Source organism: Cupriavidus sp. UGS-1 (assembly GCF_021213615.1).
Lineage (GTDB): Bacteria > Pseudomonadota > Gammaproteobacteria > Burkholderiales > Burkholderiaceae > Cupriavidus.
This window is the reverse complement of sequence record NZ_JAJQJF010000019.1, coordinates 1-26,319: the sequence shown is the minus strand read 5'-3', so window position 1 is coordinate 26,319 and position 26,319 is coordinate 1. Positions and strand designations below refer to the sequence as shown.

The 26,319-nt window shown below is 68.7% G+C and carries 20 protein-coding genes; 12 read left to right on the top strand and 8 right to left on the bottom strand.

What is annotated here, in order from left to right:
- Positions 1-81: 81 nt before the first annotated feature.
- A complete protein-coding gene (locus LRR16_RS20435) occupies positions 82-1,131 on the bottom strand; it encodes an AraC family transcriptional regulator (RefSeq protein WP_006579566.1) in 1,050 nt (349 codons plus the stop codon).
- 383 nt (positions 1,132-1,514) lie between these two features.
- On the opposite strand from LRR16_RS20435, the gene LRR16_RS20430 reads away from it, so the two are divergent.
- A complete protein-coding gene (locus LRR16_RS20430) occupies positions 1,515-2,861 on the top strand; it encodes a nucleobase:cation symporter-2 family protein (protein ID WP_232206942.1) in 1,347 nt (448 codons plus the stop codon).
- 83 nt (positions 2,862-2,944) lie between these two features.
- Positions 2,945-4,288 (top strand): amidohydrolase family protein, encoded by a 1,344-nt coding sequence (locus LRR16_RS20425; RefSeq protein WP_232206978.1) that lies wholly within the window; start codon positions 2,945-2,947, stop codon positions 4,286-4,288.
- 63 nt (positions 4,289-4,351) lie between these two features.
- Here LRR16_RS20425 and LRR16_RS20420 read toward each other — a convergent pair whose 3' ends face one another.
- Positions 4,352-4,852, bottom strand: a complete 501-nt coding sequence (locus LRR16_RS20420; RefSeq protein ID WP_232206941.1) for a hypothetical protein — start codon at positions 4,850-4,852, stop codon at positions 4,352-4,354.
- 222 nt (positions 4,853-5,074) lie between these two features.
- Positions 5,075-6,280, bottom strand: coding sequence for an MFS transporter (locus LRR16_RS20415; protein ID WP_064577065.1), 1,206 nt, complete (start codon positions 6,278-6,280; stop codon positions 5,075-5,077).
- 183 nt (positions 6,281-6,463) lie between these two features.
- On the opposite strand from LRR16_RS20415, the gene LRR16_RS20410 reads away from it, so the two are divergent.
- From LRR16_RS20410 to LRR16_RS20375, 8 genes are all read left to right on the top strand, one after another.
- Positions 6,464-7,402: a LysR family transcriptional regulator gene (locus LRR16_RS20410; RefSeq protein WP_023263505.1), complete on the top strand. Its 939-nt coding sequence runs from the start codon at positions 6,464-6,466 to the stop codon at positions 7,400-7,402.
- A gap of 180 nt (positions 7,403-7,582) precedes the next feature.
- Complete coding sequence (gene queE, locus LRR16_RS20405) at positions 7,583-8,218, top strand: 7-carboxy-7-deazaguanine synthase (protein WP_232206940.1); 636 nt, start codon at positions 7,583-7,585, stop codon at positions 8,216-8,218.
- A gap of 33 nt (positions 8,219-8,251) precedes the next feature.
- Positions 8,252-8,728 carry a 6-carboxytetrahydropterin synthase QueD gene (gene queD / locus LRR16_RS20400; RefSeq protein WP_232206939.1) on the top strand — a complete coding sequence of 159 codons (477 nt, stop codon included), beginning with the start codon at positions 8,252-8,254 and terminating at the stop codon, positions 8,726-8,728.
- 66 nt (positions 8,729-8,794) lie between these two features.
- Positions 8,795-9,424 (top strand): tRNA adenosine(34) deaminase TadA, encoded by a 630-nt coding sequence (gene tadA, locus LRR16_RS20395; protein WP_232206938.1) that lies wholly within the window; start codon positions 8,795-8,797, stop codon positions 9,422-9,424.
- Positions 9,421-10,362: a muramoyltetrapeptide carboxypeptidase gene (ldcA, locus tag LRR16_RS20390; RefSeq protein ID WP_232206937.1), complete on the top strand. Its 942-nt coding sequence runs from the start codon at positions 9,421-9,423 to the stop codon at positions 10,360-10,362. The genes tadA and ldcA overlap by 4 nt, the downstream gene beginning before the upstream one ends.
- 291 nt (positions 10,363-10,653) lie before the next feature.
- Positions 10,654-12,276, top strand: a complete 1,623-nt coding sequence (locus LRR16_RS20385) for an ABC-F family ATPase (RefSeq protein WP_232206936.1) — start codon at positions 10,654-10,656, stop codon at positions 12,274-12,276.
- Between the two features lie 307 nt (positions 12,277-12,583).
- Positions 12,584-14,017: an aldehyde dehydrogenase family protein gene (locus LRR16_RS20380; protein ID WP_006578737.1), complete on the top strand. Its 1,434-nt coding sequence runs from the start codon at positions 12,584-12,586 to the stop codon at positions 14,015-14,017.
- Positions 14,018-14,167: 150 nt separating this feature from the next.
- A complete protein-coding gene (locus LRR16_RS20375) occupies positions 14,168-16,660 on the top strand; it encodes a penicillin acylase family protein (RefSeq protein WP_232206935.1) in 2,493 nt (830 codons plus the stop codon).
- 23 nt (positions 16,661-16,683) lie between these two features.
- Here the strand turns inward: LRR16_RS20375 and LRR16_RS20370 are convergent, their stop codons facing one another.
- A complete protein-coding gene (locus LRR16_RS20370) occupies positions 16,684-16,953 on the bottom strand; it encodes a DUF1289 domain-containing protein (protein ID WP_370646865.1) in 270 nt (89 codons plus the stop codon).
- A 186-nt stretch (positions 16,954-17,139) separates the two neighbouring features.
- Between LRR16_RS20370 and LRR16_RS20365 the strand changes: the two genes are divergently transcribed.
- The gene (locus tag LRR16_RS20365; protein ID WP_064577058.1) at positions 17,140-17,610 is read left to right on the top strand and encodes a PaaI family thioesterase; all 471 of its coding nucleotides are present in this window, start codon (positions 17,140-17,142) and stop codon (positions 17,608-17,610) included.
- A 149-nt stretch (positions 17,611-17,759) separates the two neighbouring features.
- Here LRR16_RS20365 and prpF read toward each other — a convergent pair whose 3' ends face one another.
- The 4 genes from prpF to prpB form a co-directional block, all read right to left on the bottom strand.
- Positions 17,760-18,959, bottom strand: a complete 1,200-nt coding sequence (gene prpF / locus LRR16_RS20360) for a 2-methylaconitate cis-trans isomerase PrpF (protein WP_006578723.1) — start codon at positions 18,957-18,959, stop codon at positions 17,760-17,762.
- 41 nt (positions 18,960-19,000) lie between these two features.
- Complete coding sequence (gene acnD, locus LRR16_RS20355) at positions 19,001-21,622, bottom strand: Fe/S-dependent 2-methylisocitrate dehydratase AcnD (RefSeq protein ID WP_064577057.1); 2,622 nt, start codon at positions 21,620-21,622, stop codon at positions 19,001-19,003.
- Between the two features lie 107 nt (positions 21,623-21,729).
- Positions 21,730-22,890 (bottom strand): 2-methylcitrate synthase, encoded by a 1,161-nt coding sequence (gene prpC, locus LRR16_RS20350; protein WP_023263919.1) that lies wholly within the window; start codon positions 22,888-22,890, stop codon positions 21,730-21,732.
- Between the two features lie 28 nt (positions 22,891-22,918).
- Positions 22,919-23,827 carry a methylisocitrate lyase gene (gene prpB / locus LRR16_RS20345; RefSeq protein ID WP_043438308.1) on the bottom strand — a complete coding sequence of 303 codons (909 nt, stop codon included), beginning with the start codon at positions 23,825-23,827 and terminating at the stop codon, positions 22,919-22,921.
- 295 nt (positions 23,828-24,122) lie between these two features.
- On the opposite strand from prpB, the gene prpR reads away from it, so the two are divergent.
- Positions 24,123-26,093: a propionate catabolism operon regulatory protein PrpR gene (gene prpR / locus LRR16_RS20340; protein ID WP_232206934.1), complete on the top strand. Its 1,971-nt coding sequence runs from the start codon at positions 24,123-24,125 to the stop codon at positions 26,091-26,093.
- Positions 26,094-26,319: the final 226 nt, after the last annotated feature.

Here is a 26,319-nt window from a genome sequence, read left to right as displayed (position 1 = left end):
GTCGCATCGGCGCCGTGGCGACGGGGAGGCGGGGCGGACGACCCGCGCCGCCACGGCTGGGATCGCTGGATAAAACTGCCGCTATCCTTCGCGCCGCTGCGCGCGGCGCAACGTGTCCGACGGCAGTTCGCCGAATTCGCGCCGGTATTCCCGCGAGAACATGCTCAGATGCGCGAATCCGTGCCGCAGCGCGATCGCGGTGACCGCGCCGGGCTGCTGCGGCGCGCGCAGCAGGCTGTCGCGCGCGCCCTGCAGCCGCAGCAGCCGCAGATATTCCATCGGTGTCGCGTTCTTGCTGCGCCGGAAACCGACCTGCAGCGAGCGCTCCGACACGCCGCAATGGTCGGCGAGTTCGCGCATCGTGATCGGACGATCGAGATTGCGCCGCAGATACTGGATGGCCCTGCGCACATAGGTCGGCAGCGTCGGCTGGAAGCGCCGCGGCAGCGTGGCGCCGTCGCCGGAGAACTGGTCGAACAGCAGCGTCGACACCACCATATGCTCGATGCTGGCGTCGATGGTCGGATTGGCGGTGCCGGCCCGGCGCGTGCGCATCTCCGCGCGCAGATAGCCGACCAGCGCCTGCCAGCGCTCGGCCACACCATTCAACGCATTGGACCCATTCAACGCATTGCCGCTGGCCAGCCGTGGCGCAAACGCGATCGGCGCCGGCGGCTCGAAGCCGAAGTGCTCGCGGAACGCGTGTTCGATCGCGCGCCGGCGCAGCACCACGCAGAAGCGTTGGCAAGCCGCATCCAGCAGCAGCCGCGTGCGCAGTGTCGGCGAGGCAATCAGCGTGCTGCCGTGCGGGAACTGCTGCAACTGGCCATCGGTGAACGCCTCGCAATGGCCAGCCACCGTGGTTTGAATCACGTACTCGTCCTTGCCGGGCCGCGGCTCGATCTCCATCGCGGTGCTGTAGCGGATATCGACCAGCGACAGCTGGCCGATATGGCATTGCTCCACCTCGACATGCAGCGGCGCCGCGGCGTCGAGCGGCCGCACGCGCGTGGGCCCGAACAGCCGCGTGCACAGCGTCTGCACATGCGGCAATTCGCTGGCATGGAATCGATGGACGGCGCCGAGGGCCGGCGTTGAAACGTCCGCGGGAACGTCGGAAAGCGGCTGCATGGAAGCGCGGAGCTGAGAATGCGATGGCAGGCACCCGGAACGGCGGTGCGCGCGCTATCGTAAGGGCCGCCATTGCCGACGGCAAAGCCGGGACAAACCCGCAGCGCCGCTGCGATCGCCATCGGCATCGCGAACGTTCGCACGACCACCGCACGACCACCGCACGACCACCGCACGACCACCGCACGGCCACCGCACGGCCACCGCACGACCATCGCACGACCATCGCACGACCACCGCAAGACCACCGCACCGCGCGTCTCACATCGCTGCGCTTTGCGCCTATCGCCTTCGCAATTGCGCTATGACGGCGCCGGCGCGGCCGCTACTGTGGCTGCAGGCGCCGCCTCGAGCGCCCTTCAGCCACCACCAAGGAGACGACGATGGCTTCGCCCCAACACCCGGTCGACGCGGTGCTGCCGCCGCGCGCCATGCTCACGCTGGGCTTCCAGCACATGCTGGTCAGTTATCTGGGCGCGATCACGGTGCCGATGATCGTCGCCGCCGCGTTGAAGATGACCCCGGCGCAGACGACGCTGCTGATCAGCACCGCGCTGTTCACCTCGGGCATCGCCACGCTGCTGCAGACCGTCGGCTTCTGGAAGTTCGGCGTGCGGCTGCCGATCATGCAGGGCGTCGCGTTCAGCTCGGTCGGTCCGGTGATCGCGATCGGCACCGATCCGTCGCTGGGTTTCCAGGGCGTATGCGGTGCCATCATCGGCGCGGGCGTGATCACGCTGCTGCTGGCGCCGGTGATCGGCCGACTGCGGCAATTCTTCCCGCCCGTGGTGACCGGCTGCATCGTCACCGCGATCGGCCTGTCGCTGTTCCCGGTCGCCTATCAATGGCTGGGCGGCGGGCGCGGTGCGCCCCAGTTCGGGGCGCCGGTGTTCTTTGCGGTCGCGATCGGCGTGGTCGCGCTGATCCTGGCGATCAACCGCTACGGCAGCGAGTTCCTGCGCAACCTGTCGGTATTGATCGGCCTGCTGGCCGGCGCGGCGGTCGCGACCGCGCTCGGCATGGGCGACTTCGCCGAGGTGCGTCGCGCGCCGTGGTTCACGATGGTGCAGCCATTCGCCTTCGGCCTGCCGGTGTTCGATATCGGGGCGATCGTCACGATGACGATCGTGATGCTGGTGCAGATGGTCGAGTCGATGGGGCTGTTCATCGCGATCGGCGATCTGGTCAAGCGCCCGGTCAGCGAACGCGAGGCGACCAACGGCCTGCGCGCCAACGGCCTGGCCAGCGCGATCGGCGGCATGTTCGCGGCCTTTCCGTATATCGCGTTCATGGAGAACGTGGGGCTGGTGATCGTGACGGGCGTGCGCAGCCGCTGGGTCGTGGCGAGCTGCGGCCTGATGCTGTGCGCGGTCGCGCTGGTGCCGAAGATCGGCGCGCTCTTTGCTTCGATTCCGGCCGCGGCGCTCGGCGGCGCCGCGCTGGTGATGTTCGGCGTGGTCGGCGCGGCGGGCATCAAGACGCTGGGCCAGGTCGATTACGAGAACAACCGCTCGAACCTGACCATCGTCGCCATCACGCTGGCCTGCGCGCTGATGCCGGTGATCATGCCGTCCGTGCTAGAGAAGCTGCCCGAAGCGCTGCAGCCATTCGTGCACAGCAGCGTGATCATCGCCTGCGTGGTGTCCGTCTTCCTGAACCTGCTGCTCAACGGCGTGCCGCGCCGTGAGGCACCGCTGGCGCACGCCGGCGAACATGCCCCGGAGATCTGATCTTGACCGAAGTCCAATGCAACAACGAAGACTCGCGGGACAACCCGCGCGAGAACCTGCTGATCCGCGGCGCCGCTGCGGTCATGACGGGCCTGGCCGGTCCGGCGGCGCGCGCCGGCGCGGCCGATATCCGCATCCGCGACGGCCACATCGCCGAGATCGCGCCAGGGCTCGCGCCGCTGCCCGGCGAACGCGTGCTCGACGTCCAGGGCGCCGTGGTGTATCCCGGCTGGATCAATACGCACCACCATCTGTTCCAGAACCTGCTGAAGGCCGTGCCGGCCGGCATCAACGCCGATCTGCAGGCCTGGCTCGCGGCGGTGCCGTATCCGCGCCTGGCGGCCTTCACGCCCGAGGTACTGCGCGCCGCGGTGCGGCTCGGCATGGCAGAGCTGCTGTTGTCGGGCACCACCACCTGCGCCGATCATCACTACCTCTATCACCACGGCCATGGCGCCGAGACCGGCGACCTGCTGTTCGAGACGGCCGCGGAAATGGGGCTGCGGCTGGTGCTGTGCCGCGGCGGCGCGATCCAGTCGGCGGCCGACCATCCCGGCATGTCCAAGACCGCGCTGGTGCCGGAGACGCTCGACGAGATGGTGGCCGACATCGAACGGCTGAAGACGCGTTATCACGACCCCGCCGGCGATGCGATGCGCCGCGTCGCGGTGGCACCGACGACGCCGACGTTCTCGCTGCCGCCCGCGATGCTGCGCGAGCTGGCGGAGTTCGGCCGCGGTCTCGGCCTGCGCCTGCATACGCATCTGTCGGAGACCGACAACTACGTGCGCTTCTGCCGCGAGAAATATCGCTGCACGCCGGTGGAATTCGTCGGCGAGCACGGCTGGCTGGGCCCGGACGTCTGGTTCGCGCATCTGGTCACGTTGTCGCCGGACGAGATCCGCATGCTGGCCGCGACCGGTACCGGCATGGCGCACTGTCCGGTCAGCAACGCGCGGCTGGGCAGCGGCGTGGCGCCGGTGCGCGCGCTGGCCGATGCCGGCGTGCGCATCTCGCTCGGGGTGGACGGCGTCGCCTCCAATGAGTCCGGCAGCATGGTCCACGAGGCCAACTTCGCCTGGCTGGTGCACCGCGCGGTCGGCGGCGCCGCGCAGACGACGGTGGAGGAGGTGATTCACTGGGGCACGGCCGGGGGTGCCGCGGTGCTGGACCTGCCGCGGATCGGCACGCTGGCGCCGGGCCAGTCGGCCGACCTGGCGATCTACGACGTCAGCGGCCTGCGCTTCCACGGCTTTCACGACGTCGCCGCCGCGCCGGTGGCGGCGGGCGAACCGACGCCGGTGCGCCACGTCTTCGTGCGCGGACGCCAGGTCGTGCAGGACGGTGCGATCGTGGGACTGGATCTCGAGGCGCTGCGCCGCGAGGCGGCCGAGGCGATGCGGGTGTTGCAGCTGGCCGCGGCCTGAGCGAGACCTGAGCGCGGCCCAAGGACAAGCCAGCGCGCCGTTGCCGGCGCGCTGGCGCCTGGCTTAGCGGCCGCCGGAGCCGCCGCTGGTCCCGCCCGAGCCGCCCGCGCCGCCGGAACCCATGCCGCCGGTGCCAAGCCCGCCGCTACCGGTACCGGTACCGCCCGAGCCCGAGGTGCCCGTGCTGCCGGAACTGCCGGGGCTTCCCGGGCTGCCGGAGCCCGTTCCTGAGCCGGTGCCGGTGCCACCGGTCCCACCGCTGCCGCTGCCGGAACGCCCGCGCGGGGCACTGGCGCCGCTCTTGCTGCCCGAACCGCCGCCGGACTGATAACCCGAGGTGCCACCGCTGCCGCTGGTGCTGCCCGAGCCTGTGGCGCTGGTCCCCGTGCCGGGGGTCGTGCTCGGTCCGGCGCCGGCACTGCCGCCACCGCTGCTGCTGCCGCCGCTGCCGCCGCCACTGCCGCCGCCACTGCCGCTTCCCGCCCCGCCGCCTTGCGCGAGGGCCGCGCCGGTCGCGAGCGCCAGGCAAGCAGCAAGCGCTGCTGCCAAGGTCGTTGCTTTCATGCTGTCTCTCCAGGATGTGTGATATCGCCGGGCGTCGCCCGGCGTTCGTTCTGTCTTTGCGCGCAGACGGGCTAGCGCGACGCAAGTTGCATGCCGTGATGGCATGCGTCACATCCGCGGGGAAGGGTAGAAGAGGCTTGCAGCATTGGCCGGGAAGCGGTGCAGATTTGGCGTGTGCGGCGGCGTTTCGATTGGCGCCGCCCCGCCAGTTCGCGCGGCCGGTCAGTGCGACATCGCACCGGCGGTGCCGCCGCCGCGATGGACCACGCCATCGGCGCGATCGAGGCGGCCGCTCCAGACCGTCAGGCCCAGCGCGACCAGCACCACCAGCGCGCCGATCCACGGCGTATGCATCAGGCCCAGGTGCGTCACGATCAGGCCGCCGGCCCACGCCGCGCCGGCGATGCCGAGATTGAACGCGGCGATATTGAGGCCGGAGGCGACGTCGACCGCCTGCGGCGTGAAACGCTCGGCCTGCTTGACGACATAGACCTGCAGGCCCGGCACGTTGCCGAACGCAACCGCGCCCCAGGCCAGCACCGTCGCCACCACCAGCCAGCGGTGCGGCGCGGTGAAGTTCAGCACCAGCAGGACCGCGGCCAGCAGCACGAACATCGTCTTCAGCGCCGGAATCGGACCGTGGCGGTCGGCCAGGCGGCCGCCCCAGATATTGCCCGCGGCGACCGACAGGCCGTACACCAGCATCACCAGGCTGACCGCGCCCGCGTCAAAGCCGGACACGTCCTGCAGGATCGGTGCGAGGAACGTGAAGGGGATGAACGAGCCGCCGTAGCCGATCGCGGTCTTCGCATAGACCAGCAAAAGCCGCGGTTCAGCCAGCACGCGGGCCTGCTGCATCAGCGACGCCGGCGGCGTATGGCGGATGCCGGACGGGACGAACAGCAGGCTGCCGACGAAGGCGACGACACCGAGCGCGGAGACGGCGAGGAAGGTCTCGCGCCAGCCGAAATGCTGGCCGATGAAGGTGCCCAGCGGCACGCCGGTCACCAGCGCGACGGTCAGGCCGGTAAACATGATTGCAATCGCGCTGGCGGCCTTCTCGCGCGGCACCAGTCCGGTCGCGATGGTCGAGCCGATCGAAAAGAACACGCCGTGGGCGAGGCCGGTCAGCACGCGGGCCAGCACCAGCGAGCCGTAGCCCGGCGCCTGCCATGCCAGCAGATTGCCGAGCGTGAACAGCGCCATCAGCGACAGCAACAAGGTCTTGCGCGGCAGGCGGCCGGTCAGCGCGGTCAGCAGTGGGGCGCCGACGGCGACGCCGAGCGCGTACAGGCTGACCAGCAGGCCGGCGGAAGGCAGCGACACGTGCAGGTCGGCCGCGACGGTGGGAATCAGGCCGACGATGACGAACTCCGTCGTGCCGATGGCGAATGCGCTGATCGTCAGCGCCAACAGGGCAAGGGGCATGATGGCCTCCAGGTATCAGGGATCGGGTATGGGGGAGTGGAATGGCCCGCATTGTGACCCTCGCCGGCTTGCCGATTAATCCGTTAATATGCAGAAAATATTTGATCGGTAGTCAATAATCGCGGCAAACCCGGATCGGCCCGGCTGGGAGCGGGTGCGATTCGATCCCGCAGGAAACCCGACATGAAAATGACCCTGGAAGAATTGCTGGCCTTCGTCACCGTGGTCGACAGCGGTTCGATCACCGCCGCGGCCGACCAGCTCGGCCAGACCGTCTCGGGCGTCAGCCGGGCGCTGGCCCGGCTCGAGGACAAGCTGGCCACCGCGCTGCTGCGGCGGACCACGCGCCGGCTGGAGCTGACCGAGGAGGGCGCCGCGTTGCTGGCGCATGCCCGCGCGATCCTCGGCGCGGTGGACCAGGCCGAGGACCAGATCGCGCTGCGGCGGCAGAAGCCGGCTGGCAAGCTGCGCATCAACGCCGCCTCGCCGTTCATGCTCCATGTGGTGGTGCCGCTGGTCGACGACTTCCGCCGCGCCTATCCCGAGATCGAGCTGGAGCTGCACAGCAGCGACCAGATCATCGATCTGCTGGAGCACCGCACCGATGTCGCGATCCGCATCGGCGCGCTGCGCGATTCGACGCTGCACGCGCGGCCGCTGTGCCACAGCCGCTTGCGGGTGCTGGCCAGCCCCGCCTACCTGAAGGCGCACGGGCGGCCGCGCTCGGTGGGCGAGCTGGCCGGCCACAGCCTGCTCGGCTTCACGCAGCCCGACAGCCTGAACCGCTGGCCGCTGCGCGACGAGGCCGGCAACGATGTCGAGATCACGCCGGCGGTGTCCGCCTCCAGCGGCGAGACGCTGCGGCAGCTGGCGCTGGCCGGCCAGGGCGTGGTGTGCCTGGCCGATTTCATGACGGCGCAGGATCGGGCCCGCGGCGACCTGGTGCAGCTGTTTCCGCGCGAGACCCTCGACGTGCGCCAGCCCATCCATGCGGTCTACTATCTGAACACCCAGCTGTCGGCGCGGATTGCCTGCTTTCTGGACTTTCTGGCGGCGCGGATGCGGGACGAAGCCCCGCGCCAGACCTCGGATCGCCCACCAGCCAGGCGCCTGCGGCATTGAGATGTCTTTGGTATACTGTCGCGTTTCCCTGCGCGACCGGAAACGCCTCCGCCAGGGCCAGCCGCACCGGCATCCGCCCCTGCATGGCAGCAGAAGGGCTGGCATAGCCAGGGCACGATCCGACGCCACCATCCAGTTCGAACCCATCGGTCGAACAGACAGGTCGAAACGACCCCGAGCATGACTTACGCCGTCAAGGAAATCTTCTACACGCTGCAGGGCGAGGGCGCCAACGCGGGCCGCGCCGCCGTGTTCTGCCGCTTCGCCGGCTGCAATCTGTGGACCGGCCGCGAGCAGGACCGCGAGCAGGCGATCTGCCGCTTCTGCGATACCGATTTCGTCGGCACCGATGGCACGCTGGGCGGCAAATACCGCAGCGCCGAGGAACTGGCCGCGCAGGTGGCCTCGCAGTGGCCGCAAGGCGCGGGCGGCCGCCCGCTGGTGGTCTGCACCGGCGGCGAGCCGCTGCTGCAGCTCGATGCGCCGCTGATCGACGCGCTGCACGCGCAGGGCTTCGAGATCGCGATCGAGACCAACGGCACGATCGCGGTGCCGGACGGCATCGACTGGATCTGCGTCAGCCCGAAGATGGGCGCCGAACTGGTGGTGACACGCGGCGACGAGCTCAAGGTCGTGATCCCGCAGCCCGGCCAGGACTTCGCGGCATACGAGGCGCTGGATTTCCGCTATTTCCTCGTACAGCCGATGGATGGCCCGCTGGCGCGCGAGAATACCGCCATCGCGGTCGATTTCTGCCAGCGCCATCCGCGCTGGCGCCTTTCGCTGCAAACCCACAAGCTGCTGGGCATCCGCTAGGCGTCTGCCGCCCGGGTCCCGGCACCGGCCTTCATGAACAAGCAAGTCTCGATCACGCGCCGCCTCGAATTCGACGCCGGCCACCGCATCCCCAACCATGGCGGCCAATGCCGCAATATCCATGGCCACCGATATCGGCTCGACCTGACGCTGTCGGGGGAGGTGCTGCATCGCGAGGGCGCGGCCGACGAAGGCATGATCCTGGATTTCAGCGACATCAAGGCGCTGGCCAACCGGCATCTGGTCGACAAGTGGGACCACGCCTTCCTGATCCATCGCGGCGACACCGCGCTGCTCGAATTCCTGCGCGGCATGGAGGGGCACAAGACGGTGGTGCTCGACGCGATTCCGACCGTCGAGAACCTGGCGCAGATCGCCTTCGACATGCTGGCGCCGGTGTTCAAGGACTGCTTCGGCCACCATCTGCAGCTGACCCGCCTGGTGCTGTTCGAAACGCCGAACTGCTGGGCCGAGGTCACCGCGCCCGCCGTCGCGCCGGCGCAGGATTGATCCGGCTCGATCCGACCGCCTAGGTGCCGACAACCGACTCGACGATGACCCGCCGATGACCCGCCGATGACAGACACGCCGCCGCCATCGCCTATCGCCGCTACCGGAGCCATCGCCACGCCGCCGTTCGAGGGCCCGCTGGCCGATGCGCGCGACCAGCGCTTCATGCGCGCCGCGCTGGAGGAGGCCCGCCTGGCCGAGGCGGCCGGCGAGGTGCCGGTGGGCGCGGTGGTGGTCTGGAACGACGCGATCATCGCTCGCGGCCACAACCTGCCGATCCGTTCGCGCGATCCGTCTGCCCATGCTGAAATGCAGGCGCTGCGCGCGGCCGCGCAGGTGGTCGGCAATTACCGGATGCCGGAGTGCGAGCTGTACGTGACGCTCGAACCGTGCGCGATGTGCAGCGGGGCAATGCTGCACGCGCGGCTGCGTCACGTCGTGTTCGGCGCCACCGATCCGAAGACCGGCGCCGCCGGTAGCGTGCTCGACCTGTTCGCCGAGGCGCGGCTCAATCACCAGACCACGATCCGCGGCGGCGTGCTGGCCGACGAGTGCGGCCAGCTGCTGCGCGATTTCTTCCGGGCGCGGCGGCGCGCGCAGAAGGCAGACCGCGCCGGCGGGCAGGCTGTCACCGAGCCTGGCACCGGCTCCGCCACCGAACCGTCATCCGATCCGCAGGGAACGCCCGACGCATGAACGCGCCCATCGAAGTCCGCCTGATCGCACCCTCCGGCTATCCCCACGACATGGCCGTTGCCGCCCGCGGCTGCGGTTGGCTGCAGGCGCACGGCTACCGCATCGCCAACCCGGAGGTGCTGGACCGCCGCCATCAGCGTTTCGGCGGCACCGACGACGAGCGGCTGTCCGACCTGCATGGCATCGGTACCGGGGCTTCCGGCGCGCTGACGCTGGCGGTGCGGGGCGGCTACGGCCTGGCGCGTCTGCTGCCGCGCATCGATTTCGACCGCATCGCCGCGCAGGCGCGCCGCGCGGCCACGCCGATCGTCGGCCACAGCGATTTCACGGCATTCCAGCTGGCGTATCTCGCCAAGGCGGGCGGCATCAGCCTGGCCGGTCCGATGCTGCTGGCCGACTTCGGCGCCGACCCGGTCGATGCCTTCATGTGGCGGCATTTCGACGGCCTGCTGCGCGCGTCGTCCTATACCGTCGACATCGACGCGCCGCAGGACGGCGGCCAGCCGTTCTCCGGCGAGGTCGCGGGCACGCTGTGGGGCGGCAATCTGGCGATGCTGTGCAGCCTGCTGGGCACGCCGTACCTGCCGCAGGTCGATGGCGGCATCCTGTTCCTCGAGGACGTCAACGAGCCGCCGTACCGCGTCGAGCGCATGCTGCTGCAGCTGGAGCAGGCCGGCGTGCTCGCCGCGCAGCGCGCGATCCTGCTGGGCGATTTCTCCAGTTACCGCGTCAGCGACTACGACAATGGCTACGACCTGCCGGCCGTGGTGGCCTATCTGCGCGAGCGCCTGCCGGTGCCGATCGTCACCGGGCTGCCGTTCGGCCACTGCCCGCGCAAGCTGACGCTGCCGGTCGGCGGGCTGGGCGCGCTGCGGGCCACGGCGGATGGCTTCACGCTGACGATGTCGGGGCACCCGTTGCTGGCCCGTCCGGCCTGAGCGTCCCGCCGAGCGCCCGCAGCATCGCACCCGGCACCCGGCCCGGGTCGCAGGCTCCCACCGCAGCCCGGCTTCCCCACTCGCCGCCGTCCTCGCGCCCGATTGCGCGAGGAATGGTAAAATCTCCGATTCTTCGCGAGGTGAAGGGCCCAGGCCTGTCCGGCCACGCGCCACGGTCGCTCCGTTGGCCCAGCCCGCCGCGCCATGCGGCACGCCGTCGGCTGCTTCGCCGATTTGCCGCCTTCACCGGCCGCCATCACCGCTACACCGCATTCCAAAAGGTTCTTCGACGTGCTATCTACCGCAAACATCACCATGCAGTTCGGCCCCAAGCCCTTGTTCGAGAATATCTCGGTCAAGTTCGGCGAGGGCAACCGCTACGGCCTGATCGGCGCGAACGGCTGCGGCAAGTCCACCTTCATGAAGATCCTCGGCGGCGACCTGGAGCCGAGCGCCGGCAACGTGATGCTGGAACCGGGCGTGCGCCTGGGCAAGCTGCGCCAGGACCAGTTCGCCTATGAAGACATGCGCGTGCTCGACGTGGTGATGATGGGCCATACCGAGATGTGGGCCGCGGCGCAGGAGCGCGACGCGATCTACGCGAACCCGGAAGCGACCGACGAAGACTACATGAAGGCCGCCGAGCTCGAGGCCAAGTACGCCGAATACGACGGCTACACGGCCGAAGCGCGCGCCGGCGAGCTGCTGCTGGGCGTCGGCATCCCGACCGACCAGCATCAGGGCACGATGAGCAATATCGCGCCGGGCTGGAAGCTGCGCGTGCTGCTCGCGCAGGCGCTGTTCTCGAATCCGGACGTGCTGCTGCTGGACGAGCCGACCAACAACCTGGACATCAACACGATCCGTTGGCTGGAACACGTGCTCAACGAGCGCAATTCCACCATGATCATCATTTCGCACGATCGCCACTTCCTGAACTCGGTCTGTACGCACATGGCCGACATGGACTACGGCACGCTGAAGGTCTACCCGGGCAACTACGACGACTACATGGAAGCGTCGATGCAGGCCCGCGAGCGCCAGATGGCGGCCAACGCGCGCGCCAAGGAGCGCATCACCGAGCTGCAGGACTTCGTGCGCCGCTTCTCGGCCAACAAGTCCAAGGCCCGCCAGGCCACCTCGCGCCTGAAGCAGATCGACAAGATCAAGGTCGAGGACATCAAGCCGTCGTCGCGCCAGAACCCGTTCATCCGCTTCGAGTTCGAGAAGAAGCTGCACAACCTGGCGGTGACCGCGGAGAACATCAGCAAGGCCTACGACCGCCAGATCCTGAACAATCTGTCGCTGTCGATCCAGGCCGGCGAGCGCGTCGCGATCATCGGCGAGAACGGCGCGGGCAAGACCACGCTGCTGCGCTGCCTGCTGGACGGCGCGGTGCAGACCGGCGTGCAGCGCGGCATCGAGGTCGACCACGGCAGCGTCAAGTGGGCGGAGAACGCCAACGTCGGCTACATGCCGCAGGACACCTACGAGGAATTCCCGGAAGACACCAACCTGATGGACTGGATGACCCAGTGGACGCAGGCCGGCGACGACGACCAGTCGCTGCGCGGCACGCTGGGCCGGCTGCTGTTCTCCGCCGACGACATCAAGAAGTCGGTCAAGGTGCTGTCCGGCGGCGAGAAGGGCCGCATGATCTGGGGCAAGCTGATGCTGGGCCGCCATAACGTGCTGGCGCTCGACGAGCCGACCAACCACATGGACATGGAGTCGATCGAGTCGCTGCAGATCGCGCTGGACAAGTTCACCGGCACGCTGATCTTCGTGTCGCACGACCGGGAATTCGTCAGTGCGCTGGCCACCCGGATCATCGAGATCCGCACCGACGGCACGGTGACCGATTATCTGGGCACCTACGACGAATACCTGGAGTCGCAGGGTATCGCCGGCTGATCGGGCTTCCGTTTCTGCCAGCGAGCCGATGAAGGCCGCAACGCGATTGATGCGTTGCGGCCTTTTTTCATGGCCGGGTTGCCGGGGCGGTGGCCTGGCCCGAGTCCTGAGCGCGCGCGATGATCGGCGGCATATTGGCGCGCGCCTGGCGAACGCGATGCGGCGAAGCGATATCGGCCGACAAAATCGGTTTTACAATGGCGGCACAGAAAAAATCGATAACAACGGCAAAGGCCCTGAAACGCCTGAATCAGGTTGGAAACACCGAAGGGCAATACGCCTGACGGCTCACCGAGGAATTGTGGCTATGCAGCAACGAGACAAACTGTTTATCAACGGCGCATGGGTGACCCCGCACGGCACCGGGCAGATCGACGTCATCCACTCGACCACCGAAGAGGTGATGGGCCGGATTCCCGAGGGCCATGCGCGCGATGCCGAGGACGCGATCCAGGCCGCCCGTGCCGCCTTCGACGGCTGGGCCGCGACGCCGCCGCAGCAGCGCGCCGACTATATCCGCAAGATCGCCGAGGGCCTGAAGGCGCGCACCGAGGAGCTGGCGCAGCTGATCGCGGCCGAGGTCGGCATGCCGATCAAGCTGGCCCGCGCGATCCAGGTCGGCGGCCCGGTCTTCAACTGGAGCCAGGCCGCCAAGCTGGTCGAGTCCTTCACCTTCGAGGAGGAGGTCGGCAATTCGCTGGTGGTGCGCGAGCCGGTCGGCGTGGTCGCCGCCATCACGCCGTGGAACTACCCGCTGAACCAGATCACGCTGAAGGTCGCGCCGGCGCTGGCCGCCGGCTGCACCGTGGTGCTCAAGCCGTCTGAAGTGGCGCCGCTGAACGCCTTCGTGCTGGCCGAGGTCATCGAGGCCGCCGGCCTGCCGCCGGGCGTGTTCAACCTGGTGACCGGCTACGGCCCGGTGGTCGGCGAGGTGCTGGCCAGCCATCGCGAGGTCGACATGGTGTCGTTCACCGGCTCGACCCGCGCCGGCAAGCGCGTGTCCGAGCTGGCCGCGCAGACCGTCAAGCGGGTCGCGCTGGAACTGGGCGGCAAGTCCGCCTCGGTGATCCTGGACGACGCTGACCTGCCGGCCGCCGTCAAGGGCACGATCAACGCCTGTTTCCTGAACTCCGGCCAGACCTGCTCGGCGCATACGCGGATGCTGGTGCCGCGGGCCCGCTATGACGAGGTCAAGGAAATCGTCAAGAAGGTGGTGGCGGGCTTTACCGTCGGCGATCCGCTGCAGGAAACCACCAGGCTGGGTCCGCTGATCTCGGCCGCGCAGAAGGACCGCGTGACCGGCTACATCCAGCGCGGGCTCAACGAGGGCGCCGAGCTGGTGGCGGGCGGCACCGAGCCGCCGGCCGGGCTGGACAAGGGCTTCTTCGTGCAGCCGACGGTGCTGGGCAACGTCGATCCGAAGGCGACCGTCGCGCAGGAGGAGATCTTCGGCCCGGTGCTGTCGATCATCTGCTACGACACCGAGGAGGACGCGGTGCGCATCGCCAACGACAGCGTCTATGGTCTCGGCGGTGGCGTGTGGTCGGGCGACGAGGCGCGGGCGATCCGCGTCGCGCGCCGCATCCGTACCGGCCAGGTCGACATCAATGGCGGCCCGTTCAACATGATGGCGCCGTTCGGCGGCTACAAGCAGTCGGGCAATGGACGCGAGGCCGGCAAGTACGGCCTCGAGGAGTTCCTCGAGTACAAGGCGCTGCAGCTGAAGAAGCCCGCGGCCTGAGCGCCGACCGCTTTGGAAATGCCCGGCCTGTCCGGGCATTTTTGCGTCGGCGATAATCAAGGGCAGCACGTCGGCAACTGCGCTTCATCAACGGCACGTCGACAACAATACGACACCGCAACGAACGGTTGGACGGGGGAGGGACAGGCGATGCATTGGCTCAAGCGGCTGGCATGGCTGACGGTGATCCTGGCGGGTCTGGTACTGGCCGCGGCGATCGGCGGCTATGCCTGGTATCGGCAGGCGTCGCAGCCGGCGGTGGCGGGCACCGTCGCGCTGGCGGGTTTGCATGGGCGCGTCACGATCGTGCGCGACCGCCACGCGATTCCGCGCATCGAAGCGGGCGATCCGCTCGACGCCTATTTCGGACTCGGCTTCGTCCATGCGCAGGACCGGCTGTGGCAGATGCAGATGAACAAGCGCATCGCGTCGGGCCGGCTGGCGGAGATCCTCGGGGCCAGCGCGCTCCCGACCGATCGCTTCCTGCGCACCATCGGCGTACGCCGCAACGCCGAGGCCGCCTTCGCCGCCAGCACCCCGGAGACCCGCGCCGCGCTGCAGGCCTATGCCGACGGCGTCAATGCCGGCATCGCCAGCCACAAGGGCCCGCTGCCGCCCGAATTCGCGATCCTGCGCACGGTGCCGGAGCGCTGGGAGCCGGCCGATACGCTGGCCTGGCAGACGATGATGGCCTGGGACCTGAGCGCCAACTGGAGCCGCGAGGTGCTGCGCATGCGGCTGGCGCAGACGCTGCCGCTGTCGCGCATCAACGAACTGCTGGCGCCGTATCCGGGCGAGCAGCCGTTGCGCACGACCGACTATCCGGCGCTGTATCGGCAGCTGGCGCCGTTGACCACGGCGATGGCGAGCGTCGAGGCCGCGGCGCCGCCGGGGCTGGTCGAGGGCATGGGCTCGAACAACTGGGTGGTATCCGGCGCCCATACGCGCTCGGGCAAGCCGCTGCTGGCCAACGACCTGCATCTGGGCCTGCAGGCGCCGGCGTTGTGGTATTTCGCGACGCTGCGCGCGCCGGGACTCGACGTGACCGGCGCCACGCTGCCGGGCATGCCGGTGGTCGTGATCGGCCATACGCCGCGCATCGCCTGGGGCTTCACCAATACCGCGCCGGATCTGCAGGACCTGTATATCGAACGGCTGCGTCCCGGCCGGCCCGAGCAGTACCAGACGCCCGATGGCTGGGCCGATTTCGCGGTGCGCGAGGAGACCATCCGGGTCAAGGACCAGCCCGACGTGACGATCCGCGTCCGCTCGACGCGCCACGGGCCGGTGATCTCCGATGTCGCCGACCCGCTGGCCGCCGCCGTCGCGCCGCTCGGTGCGCAGTATGTGGTGTCGTTCCAATGGGTGGCCCTGCGGCCCGACGATCGCACCGTGCAGGCCGGCCTGAAGCTGAACCGCGCGCACGACTGGGCCAGCTTTACGGAGGCGCTGCGCGACTTCCACACGCCGCAGCAGAGCGCGGTCTATGCCGATGTCGACGGCAATATCGGCTTCCTCGCGCCGGGCCGCGTGCCGCTGCGCAACGCCGCCAACGATCTGAAGGGGCTGGCGCCGGCGCCGGGCTGGGACGCGCGCTACGACTGGAGCGGCTTCATCCCGTTCGAAAAGCTGCCGCGCAGCCTCAATCCGCTCGGCGGCGTGGTCGTGACCGCGAACCAGAAGATCGTGCCGGACGACTATCCGTTCTTCCTGACCAGCGAATGGACGGTGCCGTATCGGCACGACCGCATCCGCGCCTTGCTGGCCGCGCGGCGGCCGCACACGCTCGACACGTTCGCGGCGATCCAGAAGGACGAGTTGTCGCTGGCGGTCAAGGACGCGTTGCCGCTGCTGCTCGGCGCCTCGATCGCCGCCGACGACTCGCGTCCGGCCCGAGAGCGCGAGCTGTTTGCCGCGCTGGCACGCTGGGACGGCACGATGGCGGCGGACCGCACCGAGCCGCTGGTCGCCACCGCGTGGCTGCGCGAGCTGTCGCGCGGCATGTTCGAGGGCAAGGTCGGCGACGGCGTGTTCGCGCGCATGTGGGAGCAGCGCAATGTGCAACAGGCGATGCTGAACATCCTGCGCAGCTCGCGCGGTCTCGGCCGCTTCTGGTGCGACGATCCGAAGACGCCGGCCCCGGAGGACTGCAACGACCAGATGGGCGCGGCGTGGAAACGTGCGATCGCCGATCTGCAGCAGCGCTATGGCGACGACCCGCGGCGCTGGCGCTGGGGCCAGGCCCACGCGGCCCGCGCCGAACACCGGCCGTTCGCCAGGGTGCCGTCGCTGGCAGGGTTCTTCAACGTCAAGGTGCCGACCGGCGGGGATACCTATACGGTCAATGCCGGGCGCCACAATATCGGCGACGAGCAGGCGCCTTTCGAGAACGTGCATGGCGCCAGCGTGCGCGCGATCTACGACCTGGCCGATCTGTCCGCCTCGCGCTTCATCACGCCGACCGGGCAGTCCGGCAACGTGTTGTCGCCGCACTATCGCGACTGGACCGAGCAATGGGCACGCGGTGAGTACGTGACGATCCGGGGTGCCGGGCATCCGGCTGGAGCAAAAGCGTTCGAGACGCTGGTGCTGACGCCCGCGGCGGGCGATGGCGGCCGCCGGACCAGCGGGGCGAGCCGGTGAGGGCGCTTCGACGCGTCTGGCGCTCAGTCGCGCTGGAAACGGCGCGCGGTGCCTTCGCGCGTGATGCGCTCCCACACCGCCTGCTTTTCCGCGTCGCTCATGAAGACCCAGTTGCTGACCTCCATCGCGGTGCGGCCGCAGCCCTGGCAGACCTCGTCGAACAGCGTCGAGCAGATGCCGATGCAGGGGCTGTCGGGACGGTCGAACAGGCTGTCGTCGGTGGTGCCGGTGGTGTCGGCGGTGTCCGGCAGGGCGAGCGGGTTTGACGCGGTGTCGGGGCGGGTAGGCGGCATGGCGGCTGGGCGAGGCAAAGGCGGCCATTATAAGCGGCGGGGTGAGGCGGTGCCGGCGCGCTGGGCTGCGATTCAGTCGGGCGCGTCGTCCAGCGGATTACCTGTCGGGTAATTGAACGTGCGCCGCGCCGGCTGCCATCATCGACTCACCACGACAGGCCAACGATTTTCTTTTCAGGAGCCCGCATGATGTCTTCGCTGCCCCCACTCTCCGCTGCCGGGACCTACGCCGAGGTCGCCCCCCGCGTTCGCGCGATGGTCGAGGAAATCCTGATCGGCTCGCCGGTCGCCCGCACGCTCGGCGTCGCGCTCGACGTGCTGGCGCCCGAGCATGTCGAACTGGTGCTGCCGTTCAGCCCGGGCAATGTCACGGTCGGCAGGACGGTGCATGGCGGCGTCATTGCGACGCTGATCGATATCGCCGGCGCGGCGGCCGCGGCGTCCGGCGCGGACCCGGACAAGGTCCGCGGCGGGGCGACCAGCGCGCTGTCGATCCAGTATGTCGCGCCGGCCGAGGCGGCCGCGTTGCGCGCCGTCGCGACCGTGGTGCGCCGCGGCCAGCGGCAGATCGCCACGGAAATCACCGTCTATGCCGAGCAGCCCGAAGCGGGCACCGTGGTGGCCAAGGCGTTGATGAACAGCGTGCTGTTTGGTTGAGTCCTGCGAGGTCTGGGCAGGCGTGGTTTGCCGCTATGGCGATGGACGCCCGCCTGCCGGTCATCCCAATGAAACGCAATTAACGGCCAGGATATGGCTTGCCACCCATGACATGCCGGGGCCGGCCAGCGGCCCCGGCATTACTGCGATCAGGCAACAGGGTTCCAGTCGCCCGGCACGCGTACCCAACCTTCCATCAGGATCCGCGCGCTGCGGCTCATGATGGCTTTCTTCACGACCCATTCGCCGTCGACCTGGGCCGCTTCGGCGCCGACGCGCAGCGTGCCCGACGGGTGGCCGAAGCGCACCGCCTGCCGTTTGCCGCCACCGGCCGCCAGATTGACCAGCGTGCCGGGAATGGCCGCCGCGGTGCCGATCGCCACGGCCGCCGTGCCCATCATCGCGTGGTGCAGCTTGCCCATCGACAGCGCGCGTACCAGCAGGTCGATGTCTTCGGCGTGCACCGGCTTGCCGCTCGACGCGGTATAGCTGGCCGGCGAGGCGACGAAGGCCACCTTGGGCGTGTGCTGGCGCCGCGCGGCCTCGTCGACGTTCTGGATCAGGCCCATGCGCACGGCCCCGTAGGCGCGGATGGTCTCGAACATCGCCAGCGCCTTCGGATCGCCGTTGATCGCTTCCTGCAGCTCGGTGCCGGTGTAGCCGATCGCATCGGCGTCGATAAAGATGGTCGGAATGCCGGCGTTGATCATCGTCGCCTTCAACGTGCCGACGCCCGGCACCTCGAGGTCGTCGACCAGGTTGCCGGTCGGGAACATCGCGCCGCCGCCGCCTTCCTCTTCGGCCGCCGGGTCCATGAACTCGAGCATGATCTCGGCGGCGGGGAAGGTCACGCCGTCCAGCTCGAAGTCGCCGGTTTCCTTGACCATGCCGTCGACGATCGGCACATGCGAGACGATGGTCTTGCCGATATTGGCCTGCCAGATGCGCACGGTCACGACGCCCTCGCGCGGGATGCGCGCGGGGTCGACCAGCCCGGCGGCGATCGCGAAGGGGCCTACCGCGGCCGACAGATTGCCGCAGTTGCCGCTCCAGTCCACGAAGGGCTGGTCGATCGCGACCTGGCCGAACAGGTAATCGACGTCGTGGTCGGGCCGGGTGCTGGGCGACACGATCACCGTCTTGCTGGTGCTCGAGGTGGCCGCGCCCATGCCGTCGATCTGCTTGCCGTAGGGGTCGGGGCTGCCGATCACACGCATCAGCAGCGCATCGCGGGCGGGCCCTGGCGACTGCGCGGCCTCGGGCAAGTCCTGCAGCCGGAAGAACACGCCCTTGCTGGTGCCGCCACGCATATAGGTGGCGGGGATGCGGATCTGGGGAAGGGAAACCATGGGTACCTCGTGCTGATTCAGGGTGGGGCGCCGAGCCGCGTTCATGCCGCCGATGCGGCGGACGCCGCCTGGGCCGCCTTGGTCGAGTCCAGGAAGTCCTGCGCGAAGCGCTGCAGCACGCCGCCGGCCTCGTAGATCGACACCTCCTCGGCGGTATCGAGCCGGCAGGTCACCGCGGTCTCGACGCGCTCGCCGTTCCTGCGGTGGATGACCAGCGTCAGGTCCGCACGCGGCTTGCGTTCGCCGATCACGTCGAAGGTCTCGGTGCCGTCGATCTGGAGCGTCAGCCGGTTGGTGCCGGGCTTGAACTCCAGCGGCAGCACGCCCATGCCGATCAGGTTCGTGCGGTGAATCCGCTCGAAGCCTTCGGCGACGATCGCCTCGACGCCGGCCAGCCGCACGCCCTTGGCCGCCCAGTCGCGCGACGAGCCCTGGCCGTAGTCGGCGCCGGCGACGATGATCAGCGGCTGCTTGCGCTCCATATAGGTCTCGATCGCTTCCCACATGCGCACGACCTTGCCGTCCGGCTCGATGCGTGCCAGCGAACCCTTCTTGACCTTGCCGTCGACCACCGCCATTTCATTGACCAGCGTCGGGTTGGCGAAGGTCGCGCGCTGCGCGGTCAGGTGGTCGCCGCGGTGCGTCGCGTACGAGTTGAAGTCTTCCTCGGGCAGGCCCATCTTCGCCAGGTATTCGCCGGCGGCGCTGTCGGGCAGGATCGCGTTGGACGGCGACAGATGGTCGGTGGTGATGTTGTCGCCGAGCACCGCGAGCGGACGCAGGCCCTTGAGCGTGCGCTCGCCGGCCAGCGCGCCTTCCCAGTACGGCGGGCGGCGGATATAGGTGCTCTGTGGCCGCCAGTCGTACAGCGGACTGATGGTCTCGGCGTTGCCGGCCTGCACCGCGAACATCGGCTCGTAGACCTTGCGGAACTGCTCGGGCTTGACGCTTTGCGCGACGATCGCGTCGATCTCCTCGTCGCTCGGCCAGATGTCCTTCAGCGTCACCGGTTGGCCGTTCTGGTCGTGGCCCAGCACGTCGCGCTCGATATCGAAGCGGATGGTGCCCGCGATCGCGTAGGCCACCACCAGCGGCGGCGAGGCCAGGAAGGCCTGCTTGGCGTAAGGGTGGATGCGGCCGTCGAAATTGCGGTTGCCCGACAGCACCGCGGTCGCATACAGATCGCGTTCGACGATCTCCTGCTGGATCGCCGGGTCGAGCGCGCCGGACATGCCGTTGCAGGTCGTGCAGGCGAACGCGACGATGCCGAAGCCCAGCTGCTCGAGCTCGGGCAGCAGGCCGGCTTCCTCCAGATACAGCTGCACGACCTTGGAGCCCGGTGCGAGCGAGGACTTGACCCACGGCTTGCGCGTCAGGCCGCGCGCGTTGGCGTTGCGCGCCAGCAGGCCGGCGGCGATCACGTTGCGCGGATTGCTGGTGTTGGTGCAGCTGGTGATGGCGGCAATGATCACGGCGCCGTCGGGCATCTGCCCCGGCACCGCTTCCCACCTGGCGGCGATGCCGCGTTCGGCGAGCGCGGTGGTCGGCAGGCGCTTGTGCGGGTTCGATGGGCCGGCCATGTTGCGGACCACGGTCGACAGGTCGAACTCCAGCGTGCGCTCGTATTCGGCGTGCTGCAGCGTATCGGCCCACAGGCCGGCGGTCTTCGCGTAGCTCTCGACCAGGCGCACCTGCTCGTCGCTGCGCCCGGTCAGCCGCAGATAGTCGGTGGTCTGGCCGTCGATGAAGAACATCGCCGCGGTGGCGCCGTATTCGGGCGCCATGTTCGAGATCGTCGCGCGATCGCCCAGTGTCAGGCTGGCCGCGCCTTCGCCGCGGAATTCGAGATAGGCGCCGACCACGCGCTGGCTGCGCAGGAATTCGGTCAGCGCCAGCACGATATCGGTCGCGGTGATGCCCGGCTGCGGTTTGCCGCGCAGCTCGACGCCGACGATATCGGGCAGCCGCATCCACGAGGCGCGGCCCAGCATCACGTTCTCGGCCTCGAGGCCGCCCACGCCGATGGCGATCACGCCCAGCGCGTCGACATGGGGCGTGTGGCTGTCGGTGCCGACCAGCGTGTCGGGGTAGGCGACGCCGTCGACCGCATGGATCACCGGGGACATCCGTTCCAGATTGATCTGGTGCATGATGCCGTTGCCCGGCGGGATCACGTCGACGTTCTTGAACGCCTTCTTTGTCCACTCGATGAAGTGGAAGCGGTCCTCGTTGCGGCGCTCCTCGATCGCGCGGTTCTTGGCGAAGGCGTCCTTGTCGAAACCGCCATGCTCGACCGCCAGCGAATGGTCGACGATCAGCTGGACCGGCACCACCGGATTGACCTGGGCCGGATCGCCGCCCTGGTCCGCGATCGCATCGCGCAGGCCGGCGAGATCCACCAGCGCGGTCTGGCCGAGGATGTCGTGGCAGACCACGCGCGCGGGGAACCACGGGAAGTCCAGTTCGCGCTTGCGTTCGATCAGCTGCGTCAGCGCGGCGGTCAGCAGCGACGGGTCGCAGCGGCGCACCAGGTTTTCGGCGAGCACGCGCGAGGTGTAGGGCAGCTTGTCATAGGCGCCAGGCTGGATCGCATCGACCGCGGCGCGTGCGTCGAAATAGTCCAGGCCCGTGCCGGGCAGCGGTTTGCGGAAGGCAGTATTCATGGGGAGGGGATCGATACGGGGTCGTGCTCGGCGCGCCGTGGAATGTCTCGGGGACTGCGGGACGGAAGCGGCGCGTGGCGCGGCCGCTTCCGTTTGGGTCTGCCGGATCAGCGGCGCTTCTCGATCGGCACGAACTTCAGGTTGTCCGGGCCGATGTAGTTGGCGCTCGGGCGGATGATCTTGTTGTCGATGCGTTGCTCGATGATGTGCGCGGCCCAGCCGGAGGTCCGCGCGATCACGAACAGCGGCGTGAACATCGCGGTCGGCACGCCCATCATGTGGTAGCTGACCGCGCTGAACCAGTCGAGATTGGGGAACATCTTCTTGATGTCCCACATCGTCGTCTCCAGCCGCTCGGCGATGTCGAACATCTTCATCGAACCGGCGTCCTTCGACAGGCGGCGCGCGACTTCCTTGATCACCTGGTTGCGCGGATCGCCGGTCGTGTAGACCGGATGGCCGAAGCCGATCACGACCTCCTTGTTCTCGACGCGGCGGGTGATGTCGGCCTGGGCCTCGTCGGGCGTGTCGTAGCGCTTCTGGATCTCGAACGCGACCTCGTTGGCGCCGCCGTGCTTCGGGCCGCGCAGCGCGCCGATCGCGCCGCAGATCGCCGAGTAGATGTCGGAACCGGTGCCGGCGATCACGCGGCCGGTGAAGGTCGACGCGTTGAATTCGTGCTCGGCGTACAGGTTCAGCGAGGTGTGCATCGCGCGCTCCCACAGCTCGCTCGGCTTGCGGCCGTGCAGCAGATGCAGGAAGTGGCCGCCGATCGAATCGTCGTCGGTCTCGACCTCGATGCGCCGGCCGTTATGGCTGTAGTGGTACCAGTACAGCAGCATCGAGCCGAGCGAGGCCATCAGGCGGTCGGCGATGTCGCGCGCGCCCGGCAGATTGTGGTCTTCCTTCTCGGGCAACACCGTACCCAGCACCGACACGCCGGTACGCATCACGTCCATCGGGTGGGCCGAGGCCGGGACCCATTCGAGCGCCGCCTTGACGTTGGCGGGCAGCCCGCGCAGCGCGCGCAGCTTGGCCTTGTAGCCGGTCAGTTCGGCCTGGGTCGGCAGCTTGCCGTGCACCAGCAGATAGGCGATCTCTTCGAACTCGCAGGTCTCGGCGACGTCGAGGATGTCGTAGCCGCGATAGTGCAGGTCGTTGCCGCTGCGGCCGACCGTGCACAGTGCGGTATTGCCGGCGACGACGCCGGACAGCGCGACGGATTTCTTGGGCTTCGGGGTGGCTTGCGCCGGAGTGGCTTCGGACATGTCGTCTCCTTGCTTCGCTCTGTTCTGGTTACTTGGCCTTGGCTTGCGCGAACAGCGCATCCAGCTTCTGTTCGTACGCATGGTAGCCGATGCTCTCGTAGAGCTCGGCGCGCGTCTGCATGGTGTCCAGCACGTTCTGCTGCGTGCCGTCGCGGCGGATCGCCGCGTAGACGTTCTCCGCGGCCTTGTTCATCGCCCGGAACGCCGACAGCGGGTAGAGGATCATCGCGACGCCGGCGCCGGCCAGCTCGTCGCGCGTAAACAGCGGCGTGGCGCCGAACTCGGTGATGTTGGCCAGCACCGGGACCTTCACCGCGTCGACGAACTTGCGGTACATCGACAGGTCGGTCATCGCCTCGGGGAAGATCGCATCGGCGCCGGCCTCGACGCAGGCCACCGCGCGTTCGATCGCCTTGTCCAGCCCCTCGACCGCCAGCGCATCGGTGCGCGCCATGATGACGAAATGCTCGTCGGTACGGGCATCGACCGCGGCCTTGATGCGGTCGACCATCTCGTCCTGCGAGACGATCTCCTTGTTGGGCCGGTGGCCGCAGCGCTTGGCGCCGACCTGGTCCTCGATGTGCATCGCGGCCGCGCCGAACTTGATCAGCGAGCGGGTGGTACGGGCCACGTTGAACGCCGAGGCGCCGAAGCCCGTGTCGACATCGACCAGCAGCGGCACGTCGCAGACGTCGGTGATGCGGCGGATGTCGGTCAGCACGTCGTCGAGGTTCGAGATGCCGAGGTCGGGCAGGCCCAGCGAGCCGGCCGCGACGCCGCCGCCGGACAGATAGATCGCGCGGTAGCCGGCGCGCTTGGCCAGCAGGGCGTGGTTGGCGTTGATGGTGCCGACGACCTGCAGGGGCTGCTCGTCGGCCAGGGCCTGGCGGAAACGGGCGCCCGCCGAGCGGGCCAGGTCTTGGGAAGTCAGGGTCATGGTGGCGTCCTGGTGAGCGGAATGCCGGCAGCGCGCAAGCGGCGTGCCAGCAGGGCGGCGCGGTGCGGGATGGCCTGGTCGGGCCAGTCCGGACAAGGGATTGTGGGAAGTCTGGTCGATACAGGTGGCGTTATGGGCGCTTGCGTTGCATTTCAATGTTGAAATTCATGGTCGCCGATTGAAATGCAACGCCGGGCGGCGCAGAATGCCTCGTTGGCGCGTCAACGTCCTATTGTGGCCGCTTTTGTTCGTCCGCTCGCTACGGCTTGCGGCATTCGCCTTCATCTTTCGATCGATGACTTCCGCTACCCCCGCCACCCCGATCCCGCCTGGCCGGCCTCGCATCTGGGCGGTCGGCATCAGCCGGCTGTCGCGCGCCTTTGCCGATCTGATCCCTTCCTATGCGGCGCAGGCCGACTTTCGGCTGGTCGGCAAGGGCTATGAGGCGGCCGCCACCGCGATCACGCGGGAGGCCAGGGAAGGGCGGCTCGACGCGGTGGTCGCCGCGGGGTCGAATGGGGCCTATCTGCGGCAGCATGTGGACGTGCCGGTCACGCTGGTCAAGGTGACGGGGTTCGACGTGCTCAGCGCGCTGGCCACGGCGCGGCGCATCTCGCCGCGGGTCGCGCTGGTGACGCACGCCGCGACCTACCCGGAAGTCGACGAGTTTGCCCGCGCATTTGACCTTCCGATTCCGTCGTATACGTATCTGACCGAGGACGACGCCACTGTCCGCGTCAAGGCGCTGCGGCAGGAGGGCGTGGAGGTCGTGGTCGGACCCGGGCTCGTGACGGAGCTCGCGGATCGGCTCGGGTTGACGGGGGTGTTCCTGTATTCGGGGCAGTCGGTCAAGCTCGCGCTAGAGGACGCGATCGAGGCGGCGCGGCTGCGGCGCATCGAGTCGAGCCGGCGCGAGTACGTCAATACGATCCTCGCGCATCTGAACGAAGGCGTCGCCGCCGTCGATGCCGACGGGCGGATCCAGTCGTTCAATCCGGCGATGGAGCGCTTTCTGGGTACGCCGGCCGGCGATGCGGTTGGCCGCAAGCTGCAGGGGCTCGCTCCCGATCTGTCGCTCGACAGCGTGATGCGGACCGGGACCAAGGAACTCGAGGCGATCCACAAGCTGGGCGATCGCATGGTCGTGGTCAACCGGATACCGATCGTGACGGAGGGCGGTCCCGCGGGCGCGGTGCTGACGATCCAGGATGCCAACGCGATCCAGCGGGTCGACCGCCATCTGCGCCGGCGCGCCAGTGCGCGCACGACCGGCGTTCGCTATCGGCTCGACGATCTCGCGGGCGAGTCGCCGGCAATGCGGCAGCTGCGCGAGTTGGCGCGGCGCTACGCGGCCGTCGATTCGACCGTGCTGATCAGCGGCGAGAGCGGTACCGGCAAGGAGGTGCTGGCGCAGGGCATGCACGACGCCAGTCCGCGCCGCGCGTTTCCATTCGTGGCGATCAATTGCGCGGCATTTCCGGAGGCGCTGCTCGAGAGCGAGCTGTTCGGCTACGAGGAGGGGGCGTTTACCGGCGCCCGGCGCGGCGGCAAGGCAGGCCTGTTCGAGTCCGCGCACAACGGCACGCTGTTCCTGGACGAGGTCGGCGACATGCCGCCCGCGCTGCAGACCCGGCTGCTGCGCGTGCTGCAGGAAAAGCAGGTGCTGCCGATCGGCGGCGTGGATGCGGTGCCGGTCAACGTGCGCGTGATCGCCGCCACCCATCGGGATCTTGCCGCGCTCGTGCGCGACGGCGCGTTCCGCCAGGACCTCTATTACCGGTTGAATATCCTGCGTATCGCCATGCCGCCATTGCGCGAGCGCAAGGCGGACCTGCCGGAACTGGCCGAGCTGTTGTACCGGCGCGCGCAGCAGCGGCTCGGGTGGCCGCGCCCGGAGAGCCTGCCGGAGGCCGCGCGCAGCCGGCTGATGGCGTATGGCTGGCCGGGCAACATCCGCGAGCTGGAAAACGTGGTCGAGCGGATTGCCGTGCTGCTGGCGGGGCGGGCGCTGGAAGAGCAGGCGTTGCTGCGCGAATTGCGGACGACGGTACCCGAGTTGTTCGGCAGCGAGGGGATGGAGGCGACGTCCCCCACCGTAGTCAACGCGCGCTCGGGCAACCGTTCGCTGGCTGGTGTGGCGCGTTCATCGCAGGCGGAACATATTCGCCGGGTGCTGGACGAATGCGGAGGGGATCGCGCGGCGGCGTGCCACCTGTTGGGCATCAGTCCGACCACCTTGTGGCGGCGTCTCAAGGAGGCGGCGTAGTGTCGAGACGGCGGGCACATCGATGGCCCCGCAAAAAAGGGCTTGCCACGGCTGTCACGCTCCCTTAATATTCGCCCCCTCGCAGCCGAACGGCGGCGGGGTTGGCGGGGAAGGCGAAGGCGCTGCGGTGCTGGAGCGGCAGCAAAAAAGTGCTGACAACCTGTTGACGAGAAGCGAAATGTTCTGCATAATCTCGTTTCTCTGCTGCTGACAACGCAGCGACGCG

Bases quoted from the DNA above. Each gene is read 5' to 3' on its own strand.
- LRR16_RS20435 (WP_006579566.1), bottom strand. From the start codon at position 1,131: ATGCAGCCGCTTTCCGACGTTCCCGCGGACGTTTCAACGCCGGCCCTC.
- LRR16_RS20430 (WP_232206942.1), top strand. From the start codon at position 1,515: ATGGCTTCGCCCCAACACCCGGTCGACGCGGTGCTGCCGCCGCGCGCC.
- LRR16_RS20425 (WP_232206978.1), top strand. From the start codon at position 2,945: ATGACGGGCCTGGCCGGTCCGGCGGCGCGCGCCGGCGCGGCCGATATC.
- LRR16_RS20420 (WP_232206941.1), bottom strand. From the start codon at position 4,852: ATGAAAGCAACGACCTTGGCAGCAGCGCTTGCTGCTTGCCTGGCGCTC.
- LRR16_RS20415 (WP_064577065.1), bottom strand. From the start codon at position 6,280: ATGCCCCTTGCCCTGTTGGCGCTGACGATCAGCGCATTCGCCATCGGC.
- LRR16_RS20410 (WP_023263505.1), top strand. From the start codon at position 6,464: ATGAAAATGACCCTGGAAGAATTGCTGGCCTTCGTCACCGTGGTCGAC.
- queE (WP_232206940.1), top strand. From the start codon at position 7,583: ATGACTTACGCCGTCAAGGAAATCTTCTACACGCTGCAGGGCGAGGGC.
- queD (WP_232206939.1), top strand. From the start codon at position 8,252: ATGAACAAGCAAGTCTCGATCACGCGCCGCCTCGAATTCGACGCCGGC.
- tadA (WP_232206938.1), top strand. From the start codon at position 8,795: ATGACAGACACGCCGCCGCCATCGCCTATCGCCGCTACCGGAGCCATC.
- ldcA (WP_232206937.1), top strand. From the start codon at position 9,421: ATGAACGCGCCCATCGAAGTCCGCCTGATCGCACCCTCCGGCTATCCC.
- LRR16_RS20380 (WP_006578737.1), top strand. From the start codon at position 12,584: ATGCAGCAACGAGACAAACTGTTTATCAACGGCGCATGGGTGACCCCG.
- LRR16_RS20375 (WP_232206935.1), top strand. From the start codon at position 14,168: ATGCATTGGCTCAAGCGGCTGGCATGGCTGACGGTGATCCTGGCGGGT.
- LRR16_RS20370 (WP_370646865.1), bottom strand. From the start codon at position 16,953: ATGCCGCCTACCCGCCCCGACACCGCGTCAAACCCGCTCGCCCTGCCG.
- LRR16_RS20365 (WP_064577058.1), top strand. From the start codon at position 17,140: ATGATGTCTTCGCTGCCCCCACTCTCCGCTGCCGGGACCTACGCCGAG.
- prpF (WP_006578723.1), bottom strand. From the start codon at position 18,959: ATGGTTTCCCTTCCCCAGATCCGCATCCCCGCCACCTATATGCGTGGC.
- acnD (WP_064577057.1), bottom strand. From the start codon at position 21,622: ATGAATACTGCCTTCCGCAAACCGCTGCCCGGCACGGGCCTGGACTAT.
- prpC (WP_023263919.1), bottom strand. From the start codon at position 22,890: ATGTCCGAAGCCACTCCGGCGCAAGCCACCCCGAAGCCCAAGAAATCC.
- prpB (WP_043438308.1), bottom strand. From the start codon at position 23,827: ATGACCCTGACTTCCCAAGACCTGGCCCGCTCGGCGGGCGCCCGTTTC.
- prpR (WP_232206934.1), top strand. From the start codon at position 24,123: ATGACTTCCGCTACCCCCGCCACCCCGATCCCGCCTGGCCGGCCTCGC.